This window comes from Paramicrobacterium agarici (genome assembly GCF_002563955.1).
Taxonomy (GTDB): Bacteria; Actinomycetota; Actinomycetes; order Actinomycetales; family Microbacteriaceae; genus Paramicrobacterium; species Paramicrobacterium agarici.
Window position 1 is genome coordinate 293465 of the sequence record NZ_PDJE01000001.1, and the last position, 14042, is coordinate 307506.

The 14042-nt window shown below is 66.8% G+C and carries 12 protein-coding genes; 3 read left to right on the forward strand and 9 right to left on the reverse strand.

Features of this window, described 5'->3' with window-relative positions:
- Window positions 1-14: 14 nt before the first annotated feature.
- Window positions 15-1388, reverse strand: a complete 1374-nt coding sequence (gene gabT, locus ATJ78_RS01440) for a 4-aminobutyrate--2-oxoglutarate transaminase (RefSeq protein WP_098405977.1) — start codon at window positions 1386-1388, stop codon at window positions 15-17.
- A gap of 112 nt (window positions 1389-1500) precedes the next feature.
- Here gabT and ATJ78_RS01445 point away from each other — a divergent pair, with 112 nt between their 5' ends.
- Window positions 1501-3015, forward strand: a complete 1515-nt coding sequence (locus ATJ78_RS01445; RefSeq protein WP_098405978.1) for a PucR family transcriptional regulator — start codon at window positions 1501-1503, stop codon at window positions 3013-3015.
- Window positions 3016-3037: 22 nt separating this feature from the next.
- On the opposite strand, the gene ATJ78_RS01450 is transcribed toward ATJ78_RS01445, so the two are convergent.
- The 3 genes from ATJ78_RS01450 to ATJ78_RS01460 form a co-directional block, all read right to left on the reverse strand.
- Window positions 3038-4009 (reverse strand): hypothetical protein, encoded by a 972-nt coding sequence (locus ATJ78_RS01450; protein ID WP_143741354.1) that lies wholly within the window; start codon window positions 4007-4009, stop codon window positions 3038-3040.
- A 45-nt stretch (window positions 4010-4054) separates the two neighbouring features.
- Window positions 4055-5047 carry an alpha/beta hydrolase gene (locus ATJ78_RS01455; RefSeq protein WP_098405980.1) on the reverse strand — a complete coding sequence of 331 codons (993 nt, stop codon included), beginning with the start codon at window positions 5045-5047 and terminating at the stop codon, window positions 4055-4057.
- A 181-nt stretch (window positions 5048-5228) separates the two neighbouring features.
- Complete coding sequence (locus ATJ78_RS01460; RefSeq protein WP_098405981.1) at window positions 5229-5816, reverse strand: TetR family transcriptional regulator; 588 nt, start codon at window positions 5814-5816, stop codon at window positions 5229-5231.
- A gap of 100 nt (window positions 5817-5916) precedes the next feature.
- Here ATJ78_RS01460 and ATJ78_RS01465 point away from each other — a divergent pair, with 100 nt between their 5' ends.
- Window positions 5917-6966 (forward strand): NAD(P)-dependent alcohol dehydrogenase, encoded by a 1050-nt coding sequence (locus tag ATJ78_RS01465; protein ID WP_098405982.1) that lies wholly within the window; start codon window positions 5917-5919, stop codon window positions 6964-6966.
- Window positions 6967-6989: 23 nt separating this feature from the next.
- Here ATJ78_RS01465 and ATJ78_RS01470 read toward each other — a convergent pair whose 3' ends face one another.
- The 3 genes from ATJ78_RS01470 to ATJ78_RS01480 all read right to left on the reverse strand — a co-directional run bounded on the left by ATJ78_RS01470 (window position 6990) and on the right by ATJ78_RS01480 (window position 10214).
- Window positions 6990-8348, reverse strand: coding sequence for an FAD-dependent oxidoreductase (locus ATJ78_RS01470; RefSeq protein ID WP_098405983.1), 1359 nt, complete (start codon window positions 8346-8348; stop codon window positions 6990-6992).
- Between the two features lie 41 nt (window positions 8349-8389).
- Entirely contained in the window at window positions 8390-9391 is a 1002-nt protein-coding gene (locus ATJ78_RS01475; protein ID WP_098409139.1) for a polyprenyl synthetase family protein, read from the reverse strand.
- A gap of 112 nt (window positions 9392-9503) precedes the next feature.
- On the reverse strand, window positions 9504-10214 hold the full coding sequence (locus tag ATJ78_RS01480) for a demethylmenaquinone methyltransferase (RefSeq protein WP_098405984.1): 711 nt from the start codon (window positions 10212-10214) through the stop codon (window positions 9504-9506).
- Between the two features lie 63 nt (window positions 10215-10277).
- Between ATJ78_RS01480 and ATJ78_RS01485 the strand changes: the two genes are divergently transcribed.
- On the forward strand, window positions 10278-11552 hold the full coding sequence (locus ATJ78_RS01485) for an isochorismate synthase (RefSeq protein WP_098405985.1): 1275 nt from the start codon (window positions 10278-10280) through the stop codon (window positions 11550-11552).
- Between the two features lie 125 nt (window positions 11553-11677).
- On the opposite strand, the gene menD is transcribed toward ATJ78_RS01485, so the two are convergent.
- A complete protein-coding gene (gene menD / locus ATJ78_RS01490; protein WP_098405986.1) occupies window positions 11678-13528 on the reverse strand; it encodes a 2-succinyl-5-enolpyruvyl-6-hydroxy-3-cyclohexene-1-carboxylic-acid synthase in 1851 nt (616 codons plus the stop codon).
- Window positions 13521-14006: a PLD nuclease N-terminal domain-containing protein gene (locus tag ATJ78_RS01495; RefSeq protein WP_098405987.1), complete on the reverse strand. Its 486-nt coding sequence runs from the start codon at window positions 14004-14006 to the stop codon at window positions 13521-13523. Before ATJ78_RS01495 ends, menD begins: the two co-directional genes overlap by 8 nt.
- Between the last annotated feature and the right edge of the window lie 36 nt (window positions 14007-14042).

Sequence of the window (14042 nt, forward strand, 5' to 3'; positions counted from 1 at the left end):
CAGGTGCCGCAGCGTCAGCGGGCGGAGTCTGTGTGCACGTCGCGCAGAGCCGTCGCGACGATATCGAGTCCTTCAACGAGCAACTCGAGTGGAATGCTCAGCGGCGGCAGAAATCGGATCACGTTTCCGTACGTTCCACAGGTCAGCACGATCACGCCCTGGGTGTGGGCGGCGGCTGCGACGCGGCGCGCGAGCTCCGCATCGGGTTCGCCCGTCTCGGGGCGCACGAATTCAACAGCGATCATGGCTCCGCGGCCTCGAACATCGCCGATTCGGGGGTCGGATGCTGCCAGCTCGCCGAATCGTCGCGCGACGATCTCGCCGATGCGCTCGGCTGCCTCGCAGAGCCCGTCGTTCTCGAAGGCGTCGATCGCGGCGAGGGCCGCCGCGCAGGCAACAGGGTTTCCGCCGTACGTGCCGCCGAGACCGCCGGCGTGCACGGCATCCATGATCTGTGCTCTGCCGGTCACCGCGGCCAGCGGCATGCCGCCCGCTATGCCCTTGGCCGTCGTGATGAGGTCGGGAACGACGCCCTCATGCTCGCAGGCAAACATGCGACCCGTGCGCGCGAAGCCTGTCTGCACTTCGTCGGCGATGAACACGACCCCGTTGTCGCGCGCCCACGCCGCGAACGTCGGCAGAAACCCATCTGCGGGAACGATGAAGCCGCCCTCTCCGAGGATCGGCTCGATGATCACGGCGGCCAGCTGGTCGGCGCCGATCTGGGTCTCGATGCGGCTGATCGCTGCGCGAGCAGCATCCGTCCCCGTCATTCCCCCATCGCGAAAGGGGTACGAGACGGGCGCGCGGTAGACCTCGGAGGCGAACGGGCCGAAGCCGCGCTTGTAGGGCATGGACTTCGCCGTGAGCGCCATCGTGAGGTTGGTGCGGCCGTGATAGGCGTGATCGAAGGCGACGACCGCCGGCTTGCCGGTGTGCGCACGGGCAATCTTCACCGCGTTCTCCACGGCCTCTGCACCCGAATTGAACAGGGCACTGCGTTTCGCGTGATCGCCGGGTGTCAATCGATTGAGCGCTTCGGCGACAGCGACGTAACCCTCATAGGGAGTGACCATGAAGCACGTGTGCGTCGAGAGCGCCGCTTGCGCCGCCACGGCCTCGACCACGCGAGGGTGAGCGTTGCCCACTCCCGTGACGGCGATGCCCGACCCGAGGTCGATGAGCGAATTACCGTCGACGTCGACGACGACTCCTCCGCCCGCGGCGCGGGCGTAGACAGGCATCGTCGTGCTCACGCCACCGGCAACGGCTCCGTGCTTGCGCTCCATGAGTGCGACGGACCGGGGGCCAGGAATCTCCGTAACGAGGCGTCGCTCCTGGGGAAGAGCCGGGCCGCCCGCGGTGAGCGTCGGTTCTGCAATGGTCATGACCACTTCCCGTCGAGTTCGCGTCTGTGCTCTCCATGCTACGAAGCGCGCGCGAATCCGGTACGTGCCGTTTTGGTGAATTACGCAGCGGGAGTACGCCATACTGGCACACATGACCGTCACCGTCCGCCGGCTCCTCGCGCGCACAGACCTCGGGCTTCGCCTGCTCTCACCGCTGCCCGACCGCGCGGCACCGGCCGTGCACCCGCTCGACCAGCCCATCACCTGGGTCGCGGGCACCGATCTCGACGACCCGACGCCGTTTCTCACTGAGGGGAATGTCGTGCTCACGACCGGGAGACAGTTCGGTGACGCGATCGACGCCGACGGTTACGTATCGCGGCTCGCTGCCTTCGGCATCCGTGCGATCGGCTTCGCCTCTGGAGTGATTCGCGATGTTCCGGCAGAGCTCGTCGACGCCTGCGAACGCGAGGCGATGCCACTCTTCGACGTTCCCTACCGCACGCCGTTCATCGCGATCACGCGCTACGTTGCCGACCTCGTGACCGCCGAGGCACACGGTCGCAGCGTGTGGGCAGCCGACGCTCAGCGCACAATCTCCGGCGCTGCGCTGCGCGATAACGGGCTGCGCTCCAGCGTCGTCGAGCTCTCGCGGCAGCTCGATCGACCGGTGACACTCTTCGACGCCACGGGCGACGCGCTTCACGCAGCGCCGGCTCCGCTCGATGTTCACGCAGACGTACGACGACTGCTCGAACGGGGCATTCCCGCAGCCGCTCCGACCGACGACGGGATTCTGCTGCAGACGATCGGCCGCGGGGGCGAGCTGCGGGGAGTGCTCGCTGTTGCGGGCCCACTCGATCATCCGGCACAGAGCGTCGTCGCCGGCGTCGTCGCGCTCGCGGTCATGGCGCTCGAACAGCGCCGCTCGCTCGCCGAGGCGTCTCTCGCGCTGCGCAACGGGGCATGGCACTGTCTCCAAGACGACAACCTCGCGCTTGCTCGGCACCTCGCGGGACACGAGCTTCCCGCCGGAGACATCGTGGTGGCTCTCATCGCGCCAGCTGCTGCCGATCGCGTTCCCCCCGACGATGCCTCACGCGCCTCGAGCCCGCTCGGCGCTATCCTCGCGGATCCCGCCCTCGACGGCCTGTTCACCGCGCGCGAGGGATCGCGCATTGCGGTACTGCTCCCCGCGGGCGACGAATCGTCGCGAGATGCACCGGTAACGCGCGACCTCGCCGTTCGCCACGGCATCCACATCGGCCTGTCGTCCCCCGCGACCATCGAGACCGTGTCGCGAGCGGCAACGCAAGCAGAACTCGCGCTGTCACGGGCGGCGCAGACGGGCGGAGTTGCTCGCTTCGATGAGGTGGCGGATGCTGGCTTCGACGCCGTTCTCGACACCGAGGCCGCCCGCTCGATCGCTTATGCGCTGCTCCGCCCGATCGCGGAGCACGATGCCGCCCACAGAACAGCGCTCACCACGTCGCTGCGCACCTGGCTCGAGCACAACGGCGCCTGGGATCCCGCGGCGTCAGCCCTCAGCATCCATCGGCATACCCTGCGCAAGCACATTCTGAAGATCGCCGAGCTGACCGGACGGGACCTCTCGACGGCGCGCGTGCGTGCCGAGCTCATACTGGCGCTCGAGAGCACCCAGTAAGCAACGACGTCTCGCGGCGCGGTCAGCGGACGGGCGGAGGTTGCGGCTGCCAGCCGGGCTGCGCGGGCTGCGGTGCCCTGCCGGTGAACACGCGCTGACCGCGCACCGCCAGCACGACGAGCGTGCCGAGCGCGACGACGACCGCGGCATCGATGACCGTCCACAGCGACGAGACAACCGTGTAGGGAAAGAAGAACTCGAGCGACCCCTGCACGGCGCCGACGATGAGGTCGAGAATGAGCGCGAGAACCAGGCTCACTCCGCCCGCAATCACGCCAGCCACGAGACCGCGGCCGAGTGATGAGATCTTGGACAGCGGCCAGATGGCTGCAAGCACAACGAACGCCGCGGCGGCACACAGCACGGCGCGCAGCACGATGATGACCAGCTGCACGAAATGCCCATGCACGAGAAGCATCCCGACGGCGAGCACAGAGACCACGACAGCATCGACGAGTACAGCGCCGGCGATGATGAGTGCGGGCGGCACCACGTTCCGGCGATCCGGCACGCCTGCAGCCAGCTCCCCACTCCAGCGGCGTCCGCGCACGATCACGGCTCCGAGCGCGAGAACAAGCGTCAGCGAAATGAGGTTTCCCACGACGGCACCCAGGTTGACGTCGTACGACGAGCCGCCGTGGATGGCAAGAGTGCGGATCGTGGCGTAGAGGTAGCGGTAGATGACGAGCAGTGCGCCGCCGATGCCACCCGCGATGAGCACCGGAACAGCAAGCGCAGCCACGGGGCCATTTAGCTGCGGCGGCTTGATGAACGCGAGCGAAAGAAAAGCCGCCCCGGCGAAGAGAAGCGTCGGAAGCAGTTCGCCGAAGATCGCGAGCAGCACGTCGTCAAACCGCATCCCGAACGAGAAGAGGCTGATCAGTACATTGAGAAGTGCCATTCCCGCGGGAAAAGCCGCAATGAGGAGTGCGACCGGCACCGAAGCCGGCCGAGCTGGAGACGCAGGCTGCTGCCATAGCGGCTGGTTCGTCATTCGCTTAGAGTAGCGGCCGCCGCGGCGCGAGTCTATAAGCAGCTGTCACCACTCTCGCCCATACCCGGCGAGCCAGCGCTGAAGCTCGAGCTTCACCCGTTGCCGCACCGGCGGCGCCGAGAGCGTGACATCGTGGATCGCCCCCTCCACCCGAATGAGCGTGACGGCGTTGCCCAGCCGCGGAACCCGCTGCGCGACTTCGTCGACATTGAGCACGATATCTGTCGTGCGCATGGGTTCCGCCCACGTGCGCGAGATCGTCGATGCCGACGAGAGCAGCACGAGCACGGGAATATCGATCGAGAGACCGGATGCGACTTTGCGCTGCGCCGCAAAGATCGCCGCGAGCCACGCGGTGTGCGTCGCAAAGCCGCGCTCGGGCCGCCAACGCGGGTCGATGTGCCACTCCCCCTCGAACTGGTCAGAGATCGTTCGCGTGTAGAAGCCGTAGTCCACTTGAGGCAGCGATCGCAGCGGCGTAATGCGCGCGCCGATCTCGAGAAGCGGCGTGAGCGCCTCGCGGCCGATGCCGCCGATCTGAAACTCGAGCCACGGGCTGTTGAGCACGAGCGCGTGAGCGCGACCGGGGTTCCGATGCACCCACAGGCTCATCGTGAGCCCGCCCGTGGAGTGCGCCATGATGAACAGGCGTCGCGTCGGCCGCTGGCCCTTGCCGTGCCCCATCGCGTGTAGCGCCCCCTCGATGTCTTCGTCGTAGGTCTCGAGGTCGCTGATGTAGCCCGGCGTCTGGTGCTCGCGCAGGCTGCGGCCGTACTTTCGCAGGTCGAGCGCATGAAAGCGCGCGCCGGTCTCTTCCCATGCTTCGGCAACATGACGCTGAAAGAAGTAGTCGACCCAGCCGTGCACGTAGAGCACGTCGACGTCCGAGAGATTCTTGACGGATGCTGTCAGCCGCTGCCAGCGCGAACGCCGCGTTCTCACAAGCGTCGCAACCACGTCTCCTTGCGGGTCAGGAGCAAGAGGCAGCGTCGCGCGCTCGAAGCGTTCTCCGAGAATATCCGGCTCCCACGTCACCATGGCTTCAGCGTAACGAAGCCCGCTGCGTCGACAGCATCCGACGACGCGCCCCTGACTGGGGTCATGCATGACACGCTAAACATGAGTATTCTTCACATTAAGGGGTTCGTTGGAGCTTCTTCGCAGAGACCATGTCTGACGCACTTCCCCTCATGTGTGCGACCGGCATGGTCTCTGTCGTTCACGGTGCGACGGCGCGCTCCACCACCGTGCGCAGAAACTCTCGTCGTCCAGCGTGAACACCGTCGCCCTCGCGCGCGGTCGCCGCATAGACATTGCTCACAGGTGACCACGCCATCGACATGGCGATCACCATGGCCATCACATCGAAAGCCGAGGCGGCAGCGGTGATCTCGCCAGACCGTTGGGCAGCCCCGATCACGTCGAGCTTTGTCGCGTCAAGCCGATCAGCGTCGTCACGAAGGTGCCCCTCGGGTCGCCGCTCGAGACGAGCCCATGTGGCGAGGCGAATGAGATCAGGGCGCTCGAGATATTCGTCATACAGTCTCACTGCCCAGTCTGCGAGATCGTCCGCCGAAATCGGCACAGTCGAGAGCATGTGCTGCATCGACTCGTGCACGACGTCGTCGAACAGTGCCTCCTTGCTGCCGAAGTACACATAAAGCTGCGCCTTGTTCGTGCGGGCGTTTGCGGCGATCCGATCGACGCGTGCGCCCGCAAGACCGTATCGCGCGAACTCTTCAGTCGCAGCATCCAACACCCGTTGCCGTGTCGCGCGCCCCCGCGCCGTCGCCGCTGTTTCCGCCATCACCAGAGCATACCAACCTCGAAAACCAACCGTTCAGTTTGCACATGAAGATCTCCAGGGTTTACATTTGCAACTAACCAGTTTGTTTTGGAGGGGCGGCATGCGAGCGACAATGGCCTACGGAACGCGAAACGGAGAGAGCCTCACTGCGGTGCGCATCGAGCGACGTGACCTGCGGCCGACGGACGTCGCGATTGAGATCACGTACTGCGGTGTCTGCCACTCCGACCTGCATGCTCTTCGCGAGCACGGCCGCAGCGGCCCTGCGGATCTGCTCGTTCCCGGGCACGAGTTCGTGGGAACCGTGAGTGCGATCGGAGCGGCTGTCAGAACGTTCGCGATCGGAGACCCGGTCGCTGTCGGCAACATCGTCGACTCGTGTGGCACGTGCGACATGTGTCGACGAGGACAAGAGAACTTCTGCGAGGAGTTTCCGACCACCACCTACGGAGGCCAGGACCGCCGCGACGGCACGACGACCCTCGGCGGCTACTCACGCGACACCGTTGTCGACGAGCGCTTCGTGTACCACCGCCCCGAGCAGCTCGAGGCGGCAAGCGTCGCTCCGCTGATGTGCGCCGGAATCACCGTGTGGGAGCCGCTGCGCCAGTGGAACATCGGCCGTGGCAGCAGCGTCGGGGTCGCGGGTCTCGGCGGCTTGGGGCACCTTGCCGTGAAGCTCGCTCGCGCTCTCGGTGCCACCGTCACCGTCTTCACGACATCGCCGCGAAAAGCCGAGGACGCACGGGCGCTTGGCGCGGCCGAGGTCATCGTGTCAACGGATACCGAGGCGCTCTCTGCCGTCCGGAACCACTTCGACCTGGTCATCGATACGATTTCGGCGCCGCACACTGTCGAGCCTTATCTCTCGACGGTCGCGCTCGATGGAGCACTGTGCCTTGTCGGGCACCTCGGCGAGACGAACGTCGACGTGCTCTCGTTGCTCATCGGCCGCAAGAGCCTGACGTCGGCGGGAAGCGGCGGCCGCGTCCACACACAGGAACTGCTGGATTTCTGCGGCGAGCACGGCATCACCGCTGACGTCGAGGTACTTCCGTCTCGCGAGGTCAACGTCGCGCTCGGTCGCCTCGCACGCAACGACGTGCGGTATCGCTTCGTTCTCGATATGGCAGACCTCGATCGCGCCTGACGGGTGGCACGAGGCCGCGTGGGCTACTCGCCGCGGGAGATGCGCACCATCTCATCGCGCGGCACGACCTTGATGCGGGCACGCTCGTGCGGCTCACCCAACGCGATCTCATGTGCGTCGAGATTGTGCCATCCCTCGAGATCGGTGTACTCGACGCCGCGCTCGTTGAGCAGATCGACGATCGCCTGCTCCTCGGGCTGCTCGGGACTCCACCAGCTGCCCTGATCATTGATAATGTGCGAGACCGTCTCCATGGCGTCTGACTTCGTGTGACCAATGAGCCCGATGGGGCCACGCTTGATCCACCCCGTCGCGTAGACCCCGTGCACTTGCTCATTCGTCTTGCGATCGAGAACACGGCCTTCGTGGTTGGGAATCACCCCGAGCTTCTTGTCGAACGGAATGCCGTCGAGCGGCGACCCGAAGTAGCCGATGGCGCGGTACAACTGCCCGATCGCCACCTCGCGGATCTCACCCGTTCCCTCAACACCGCCCTCGCCATCGGGGCGCGTGCGCTCATACCGGAACGCCGCAACGTTGCCATTGCCGTCGTCGACGACCTCAATCGGCTTCGCGTAGAAGTGCAGGTGCAGGCGTCGCGAGGCCTGCCCCGTCTCGCGCTCGCGCCACTTCTGCAGCACGCGGTCGATGACCATGACCTGCTTGTTGCTTGCGATCGCCTGCTTCGAGGCCTCGTCGTAATCGAAGTCCTCGTCGTACAGAATCATGTCGACGTCGTTCAGCTCGCCCAGCTCCCGCAGCTCGAGCGGCGTGAACTTCACCTGCGCAGGGCCGCGTCGGCCGAAGACGTGCACATCGGTGACCTGCGACGCCTGCAGTCCCTCATACACGTTGTCGGAGATCTCCGTGGGCAGCAGATCGTCTGCGTGCTTGGCGAGCAGGCGCGAGACGTCGAGCGCGACGTTGCCGTTTCCGATCACCCCAACAGAGCTCTTGTCGAGGGGCCACTCCCTCGGCACATCGGGGTGGCCGTCGTACCAGTTGACGAAGTCCGCTGCGCCGTACGATCCGGTGAGGTCGATGCCGGGGATGTCGAGGCTGTGGTCGCGAATCGCCCCCGTGGCGAAGATCACTGCGTTGTAGTGCCTCTTGAGGTCGTCGAGCGTCACGTCTTCGCCGTAGCGCACGTTGCCGAAGATGCGAATGTCGCCGCGGTCAAGCACATCGCGCAGAGCATTGATGATGCCCTTGATGCGCGGGTGGTCGGGGGCGACGCCGTAGCGAACGAGTCCGTACGGTGCCGGAAGCTGCTCGAACAGATCGATCGACACTTCAAACTTGCGCTCGGCTTTCAGCAGAATGTCCGACGCGTAGATTCCGGCCGGGCCGGCTCCGACCACGGCAAGTCTCAGCTTTGTCACTTGGTTCCTTTGCTTGGGTACGCTGCGGGTGACGCGGGCGTTTATCTGTCTCTGTCGGCCAGCTTGCGGCCGAACCGGGTCAGGGCGTCGCGCACGGGCCCCTCCGGAAGGTCATCGAGAGTCGCGATTGCCTCGGCGGCCCACTTCTTCGCCTCGGCGCGGGTTCGCTCGGTGACCGGGTGAGCATAGAGATCTGCAACAGCAGTGAGGAAGGACTCGGATGCTGCCGCCTCGACGTCGCCCGACTCGTCCTCGATGCGGCGCAGCAGGTCTGCGTCAGCAGCATCCGTCTTCGCACTCTGCCGCAAGTAGATCATGGGCAGGGTTGCGACGCCCTGGCGAAGGTCGGTGCCGGGAACCTTGCCCGTCTGATCGGGCTGAGGCGAGAGATCGATGACGTCGTCGACGAGCTGGAACGCGACGCCGATCTTCTCTCCGTACTCCCGCAGCGCCTCTTGCACACTGTCGGGCGCGTGCGCGAACAGGGCTCCAGCGCGCGCCGCCGTCGAGATGAGCGACCCGGTCTTGTCGGCGAGCACCTGAATGTAGTGCTGCTCTTCGTCTTCGCCGTTCTCGGGACCGACGGTCTCGTGCAGCTGGCCGAGAACCAGGCGCTCGAACGTGTCGGCCTGCAGGCGAATCGCCCGCTCGCCGAGGTTCGCCATGAGCTGGCTCGCGCGGGCGAACAGCAGATCACCCGTGAGAATCGCTACCGAGTTTCCCCACACGGTGTGCGCGCTCGGCACCCCGCGGCGGCGGTCGGCGTGGTCCATGACGTCGTCGTGGTACAGCGACGCGAGGTGCGTGATCTCAATGGCCTTCGCGGCGTCGTAGACGTCTTGCGTGTTACCGTCGCCCAGCTGCGCGGCGAGCAGAATGAGCATGGGACGCACACGCTTGCCGCCCGCTTCGAGAAGGTAGCGGCCTGCAGCATCCGCCACTGAGTCGGTGAACTCGAGATCGCCGATCAGCTGCCGCTCGATCTCGACGAGCCCCTCGTCGATGGCGTTGACGACGTGACGCATCGATGGGCTCATCATCATGCGCTCGGTCAGGCCCAGCTGCTGCGACAGTCGCGTGTCGCGAGGGGTCGTGCTCACATCCACCCCACTACCCTATCCGTCCGTGCAGACCACGGTGCGATCCCGGATGCCGCTACCTACCGGGCTTGAACGCACGGTGCATCGCGGCGATGCCCGCCGTGAGGTTGCGGTACTCGACGTTGCCCCAGCCTGCCTCGCGCAGCCATCGGGCGAGGCCCTTCTGGTTGGGCCAGGCGCGGATCGAGTCGTTGAGGTAGGTGTACGCCTCGGAGTTCGAGCTGACGAGCCGAACGATGAGCGGCATGATCTTGGCGATGTAGAGGTTGTACGCGCTGCGCACGGCGGCCGCTGGCGGCGTCGAGAACTCGCACACGACGAGGCGCCCGCCCGGCTTGGTGACGCGCAGCATCTCGGCGAGCGCCTTCTTGGGGTCGACAACGTTGCGCAGCCCGAACGAGATCGTCACCGCGTCGAACTCGTCGTCGCCGAACGGCAGATTCGTGGCGTCGGCCTCGACGAAGTCGATGTTGGGCAGGTGCCCGAAACGGCGTCGGCCCTCGGCGATCATGCCGGGCGAGAAGTCCGCCGCGACGACCGTGGCACCGGTCGCGGCGAGCGCGGCACTCGAGGTTCCCGTTCCGGCGGCGAGATCGAGGACGCGATCGCCCGGGCGCGGGTCGACGGCACGGCGGAGCGCGATGCGCCACAGCCTGTCATTTCCGAAGGACAGAACATCGTTCGTGATGTCGTAGCGTTCGGCGACCTCGTCGAACATGGCCGACACCTGCTCGGGCTGCTTCGCGAGATCCGCCTTCTTGCTCATTCCCCCAGTTTAGGCACTCTCGCCTGAACGACCTGCCCAGCCCGCCCGGCGTAGGCTTGGGCCGTGACCACCCCCGACACGCCGCGGCTTGTCGTCGACACCACCCCCGTCGGCGATGTGTCGCTTCTCATCCCCCACACCTCACAGAGCGAACCGCTCGTCTGGCTGCGCAAGGGCGCAGGAATGATCGGAATCGGCGAGGCCGTGCGCCTGGAGTTCTCCGGGCCAGACCGCATGACCGAGGCCGCCGCAGCATGGCGTCGCCTTGCGGCATCCGCTCATGTCTCCGATCGCGTCGGTGTCCCCGGAACCGGGCTCATCGCGTTCGGCGCGTTCGCGTTCTCGGCGCTGTCGACGACGACGAGCGTGCTTGTCGTGCCGCGCACCGTCATCGGGCGCCGCGGCGGACGCCACTGGGTGACGCACGTGCGCCTCGAGGGCGAGGAGCTCAACACGGGACACGGGGGAATGACGGATGCTGCCGAGGCAGCGATCGCCGACGCGATGCCCGTCGGCGAGGCGTTCGCCGTAGAGTTTCTCGACGGCCAGGAGTCTCCCGAGTCGTACAAGCTGCATGTCGCGGAGGGCGTTCGTCGCATTCGCGCGGGCGAGCTCGACAAGGTCGTTCTGGCGCGGGACCTCGTCGGAACGGTTCCCGAGGGCGCCGATCTGCGCCGTTTCGTCACAGACCTCGCGCAGGGGTACCCCGACTGCTGGACGTATGCGGTCGACGGCCTGATCGGCTCAAGCCCCGAGACGCTCGTGAGCGTGACCGAGGGCGCGGTGACGGCGCGCGTTCTGGCGGGCACCACGGGGCGCGGAGACGGCCCGGATGCTGACGAGCAGGCCGCCGTCGCCCTCGCGACATCGCAGAAAGACAACGACGAGCACGAGTTCGCCGTGCAGAGCGTCGTGCGCTCGCTCGAATCGCACACGTCGCACCTGGCGGCGAGCGAAGTGCCGTTCACCCTCAAGCTGCCGAACCTCTGGCATCTCGCGACGGACGTCGACGGTGTTCTCAGCGACGGCGCATCGTCGCTCGACCTCGTCTCGGCACTGCACCCGACGGCGGCGGTCGCCGGGGCGCCGACCCCAGACGCTGTCGCCCTCATCGACGACCTCGAGCCGTTCGACCGCGGGCGCTATGCCGGACCGGTGGGCTGGGTAGGCGCTGACGGCGACGGCGAGTGGGCGATCGCGCTGCGGTGCGCGCAAGTGGACGGCGACGCACTCACGGCGTATGCGGGGTGCGGCGTCGTTGCCGATTCCGTTCCCGAGAACGAGCTCACCGAGACGCGCATCAAGTTTCGGCCCGTTGTCGACTCGCTCGAGGGCTGAGCCACGTCCTGCTCCTGACAGTTGCGGACGTTTTGTGCTGCCGCGCCGATACAGAACGTCCGCAGACCACAGAACAACGCTCAGTGCCGTCGAAGGCAGCGACGTACCGCGTGCAGACGCACTGCTCAGCGCTCGAGCGGAACCTCGATGATCACCGGGGCATCGCGCGGCGTCGTGAGCGCCTGATCGAGGTCTGCGCGGGTCTGTGCACGCACGTGGTCCCACCCGTACGCCTGCGCGAGCGCGGCTACGTCGACGCCGTGCGGCGTGTACTGCACGCGATCGAACACGTCGCGCTCGGCGGACTTCGCAACCTCGAGATCATCGAAGATCGTTCCGCCGCCGTCGTTGCCAACGATGACCTGCAGTCGCGGCCAGGCCTCGCCGTGACCACCGAGCAGTGAGCCTGCATCGTGCAGGAGCGCGAGGTCGCCGACAAGCACGCGTGTGACGCCCGGCATCCCGTCTTTCTGCTGCACCGACGCGATGCCGTGCGCCGTGGCGATCGTGCCGTCGATGCCGGCGAGACCGCGGTTCGCGTGCACGGGGATCTTCTTTCCCGCGACGAAGGCGTCGGCGACGCGAATCAGGCGGGATGCCGCGAGCACGAGACGATCGTGCGGCCACGTCACACGCCACAGCTCTTCGGCCAGCATCCGCCTGTCGATCGGAGCGCGCACGGCAGCGAATTCTGCGCGGGCGAAGCGGGCGCGTGCTGCGGGATCGTTCGAGTGGCCGTCGTCCAGTGACGGTGCCGTGTCGCGGTCGGCCGCGGCCATGTGTTCGCGCGATGCGACCACCCACGCTCCAAGCCAGTCCCGGTCTGCAGGGCCTTCGGCGACGGATGCTGTCGCGACGACGCGAGCGCGCCGCGCAGGGTTGTACGCCTCAATGCCCGTCGGCGCGACGACCGTCACGTCGACGTCCGGCCGCTGCAGCAGCGCCGGCACCTCGCGGCTGAGCGTCGGGTGGCCGAACACGACGGCACGCTCGATGCGCCCGCCGAGGCGAACGTCGCGCAGCAGCTCGCGGTACGGCACAACGAGATTGCGACCGAAACGAGCCCCGCTTGTGACCTCTGCGATGAGCGGCCAGGAGCCGGCGTGCGCGAGTTCTTCTGCGGCGGGCCCCGCGCCGTGTCCGGCAATCACGACGGTTCGCGGGCCCCGGTCGAGTGTCACGCTCGGCCGCTCGAACCTCGCGCTGGTGGAGGGGCGGGGCGCTTCTGCTTCCGGCGTTCGTGTGCCACTTTGTGTGGCATCGTCGGTGCTCACGCCGCCAAAAACGGCACGCGAATCGGCGCCCGTTGCATCAGCCAGCTCCTCCGCCACGTCCGTCTCCGAGAGCGACGACGACAGCGGTTCACGAAAAGCGACGTTCAGGTGCACGGGTCCTGACCCGGCGACGCCTCGGCCGTTGGCGGCGCGCATCGCCTCACGTGCCAGCGCCGCGGCCCGCTCGATCTCGTGCGGCGTCCCGACCGGCGCGGCGACATCGCGCTCGAACCGCACGGCGCCGCCGAAAATGCCCGGCTGCACGGTGGTCTGGTTGCTGCGAATCCCGCGCAGCTCCTCCGGGCGATCGGCCGTGACCAGCAGCAGCGGAACACCCGAATGATGCGCCTCGAGAACCGCGGGATGCAGGTGCGCCACGGCAGACCCGCTCGTGGTCACGACCGCGGCAGCGTGCCCCGACTCGACGCCGAGGCCGAGCGCGAAGAACGCGGCCGAGCGCTCATCGATGCGCACGTGCACGCGCAGGACTTCGGCCTGCTCCAGTGCCGCCGCCGCGAGCGCGAGCGCTTGCGACCGTGACCCGGGGCACACAACAACGTCGGTCAGACCGTGCTGCGCGAGTGCGTTCAGCAGCGCGAGTGCGTACGTCGTCGCCGGCGCCTGGTTCGAGGCGAGGATGCTGTCGCCAGCCGCGTTCGGTTCAGAGCGGCCCTCGTCTGAGACGGACGGCTCGTCAGGCATCCGAGCTGTTCGTACCGGTGCCGTGGCCGTGGTCGGAGGGGTGCTCGTCGTCACACGGGTCGGTTGCCGTTCCATCAGAGGAACGCTCTGCCTCGCGGCGCTTGCGCTGCTCTTCTGCGGCCGCAGCATCCGCTCGTCTCTTCTCGTCACGCGGACGAATGATCTCTTCTTCAGCATCGAGTGCTGCGAGCTCTTCTTCGAGCTGGCGAATGCGGTCGTCTTGCTCAGAGTCGCCGCGCAGTCCGCCGATGAACGACGGGTCGTCGTCGGGCGCGACATCGCGAGCGAGCTCGGAGCCGCCTCGGCCGATGAAGTACCAGAGCGCCAGGCCGATCACCGGAAGAACGAGGATCAGCACGATCCAGATCGGCTTCGACAGGCCCCTGACGCGTCGGTTGTCGATGATGGCGCAGTCCACGACCGTGTAGATCGTGATGGCCACGATCACCGGGATCAAGATGAAGAGTAGACGTGCCATGCACTTATGGTAGCTTCCCCAGCGGTTAATGTTCTG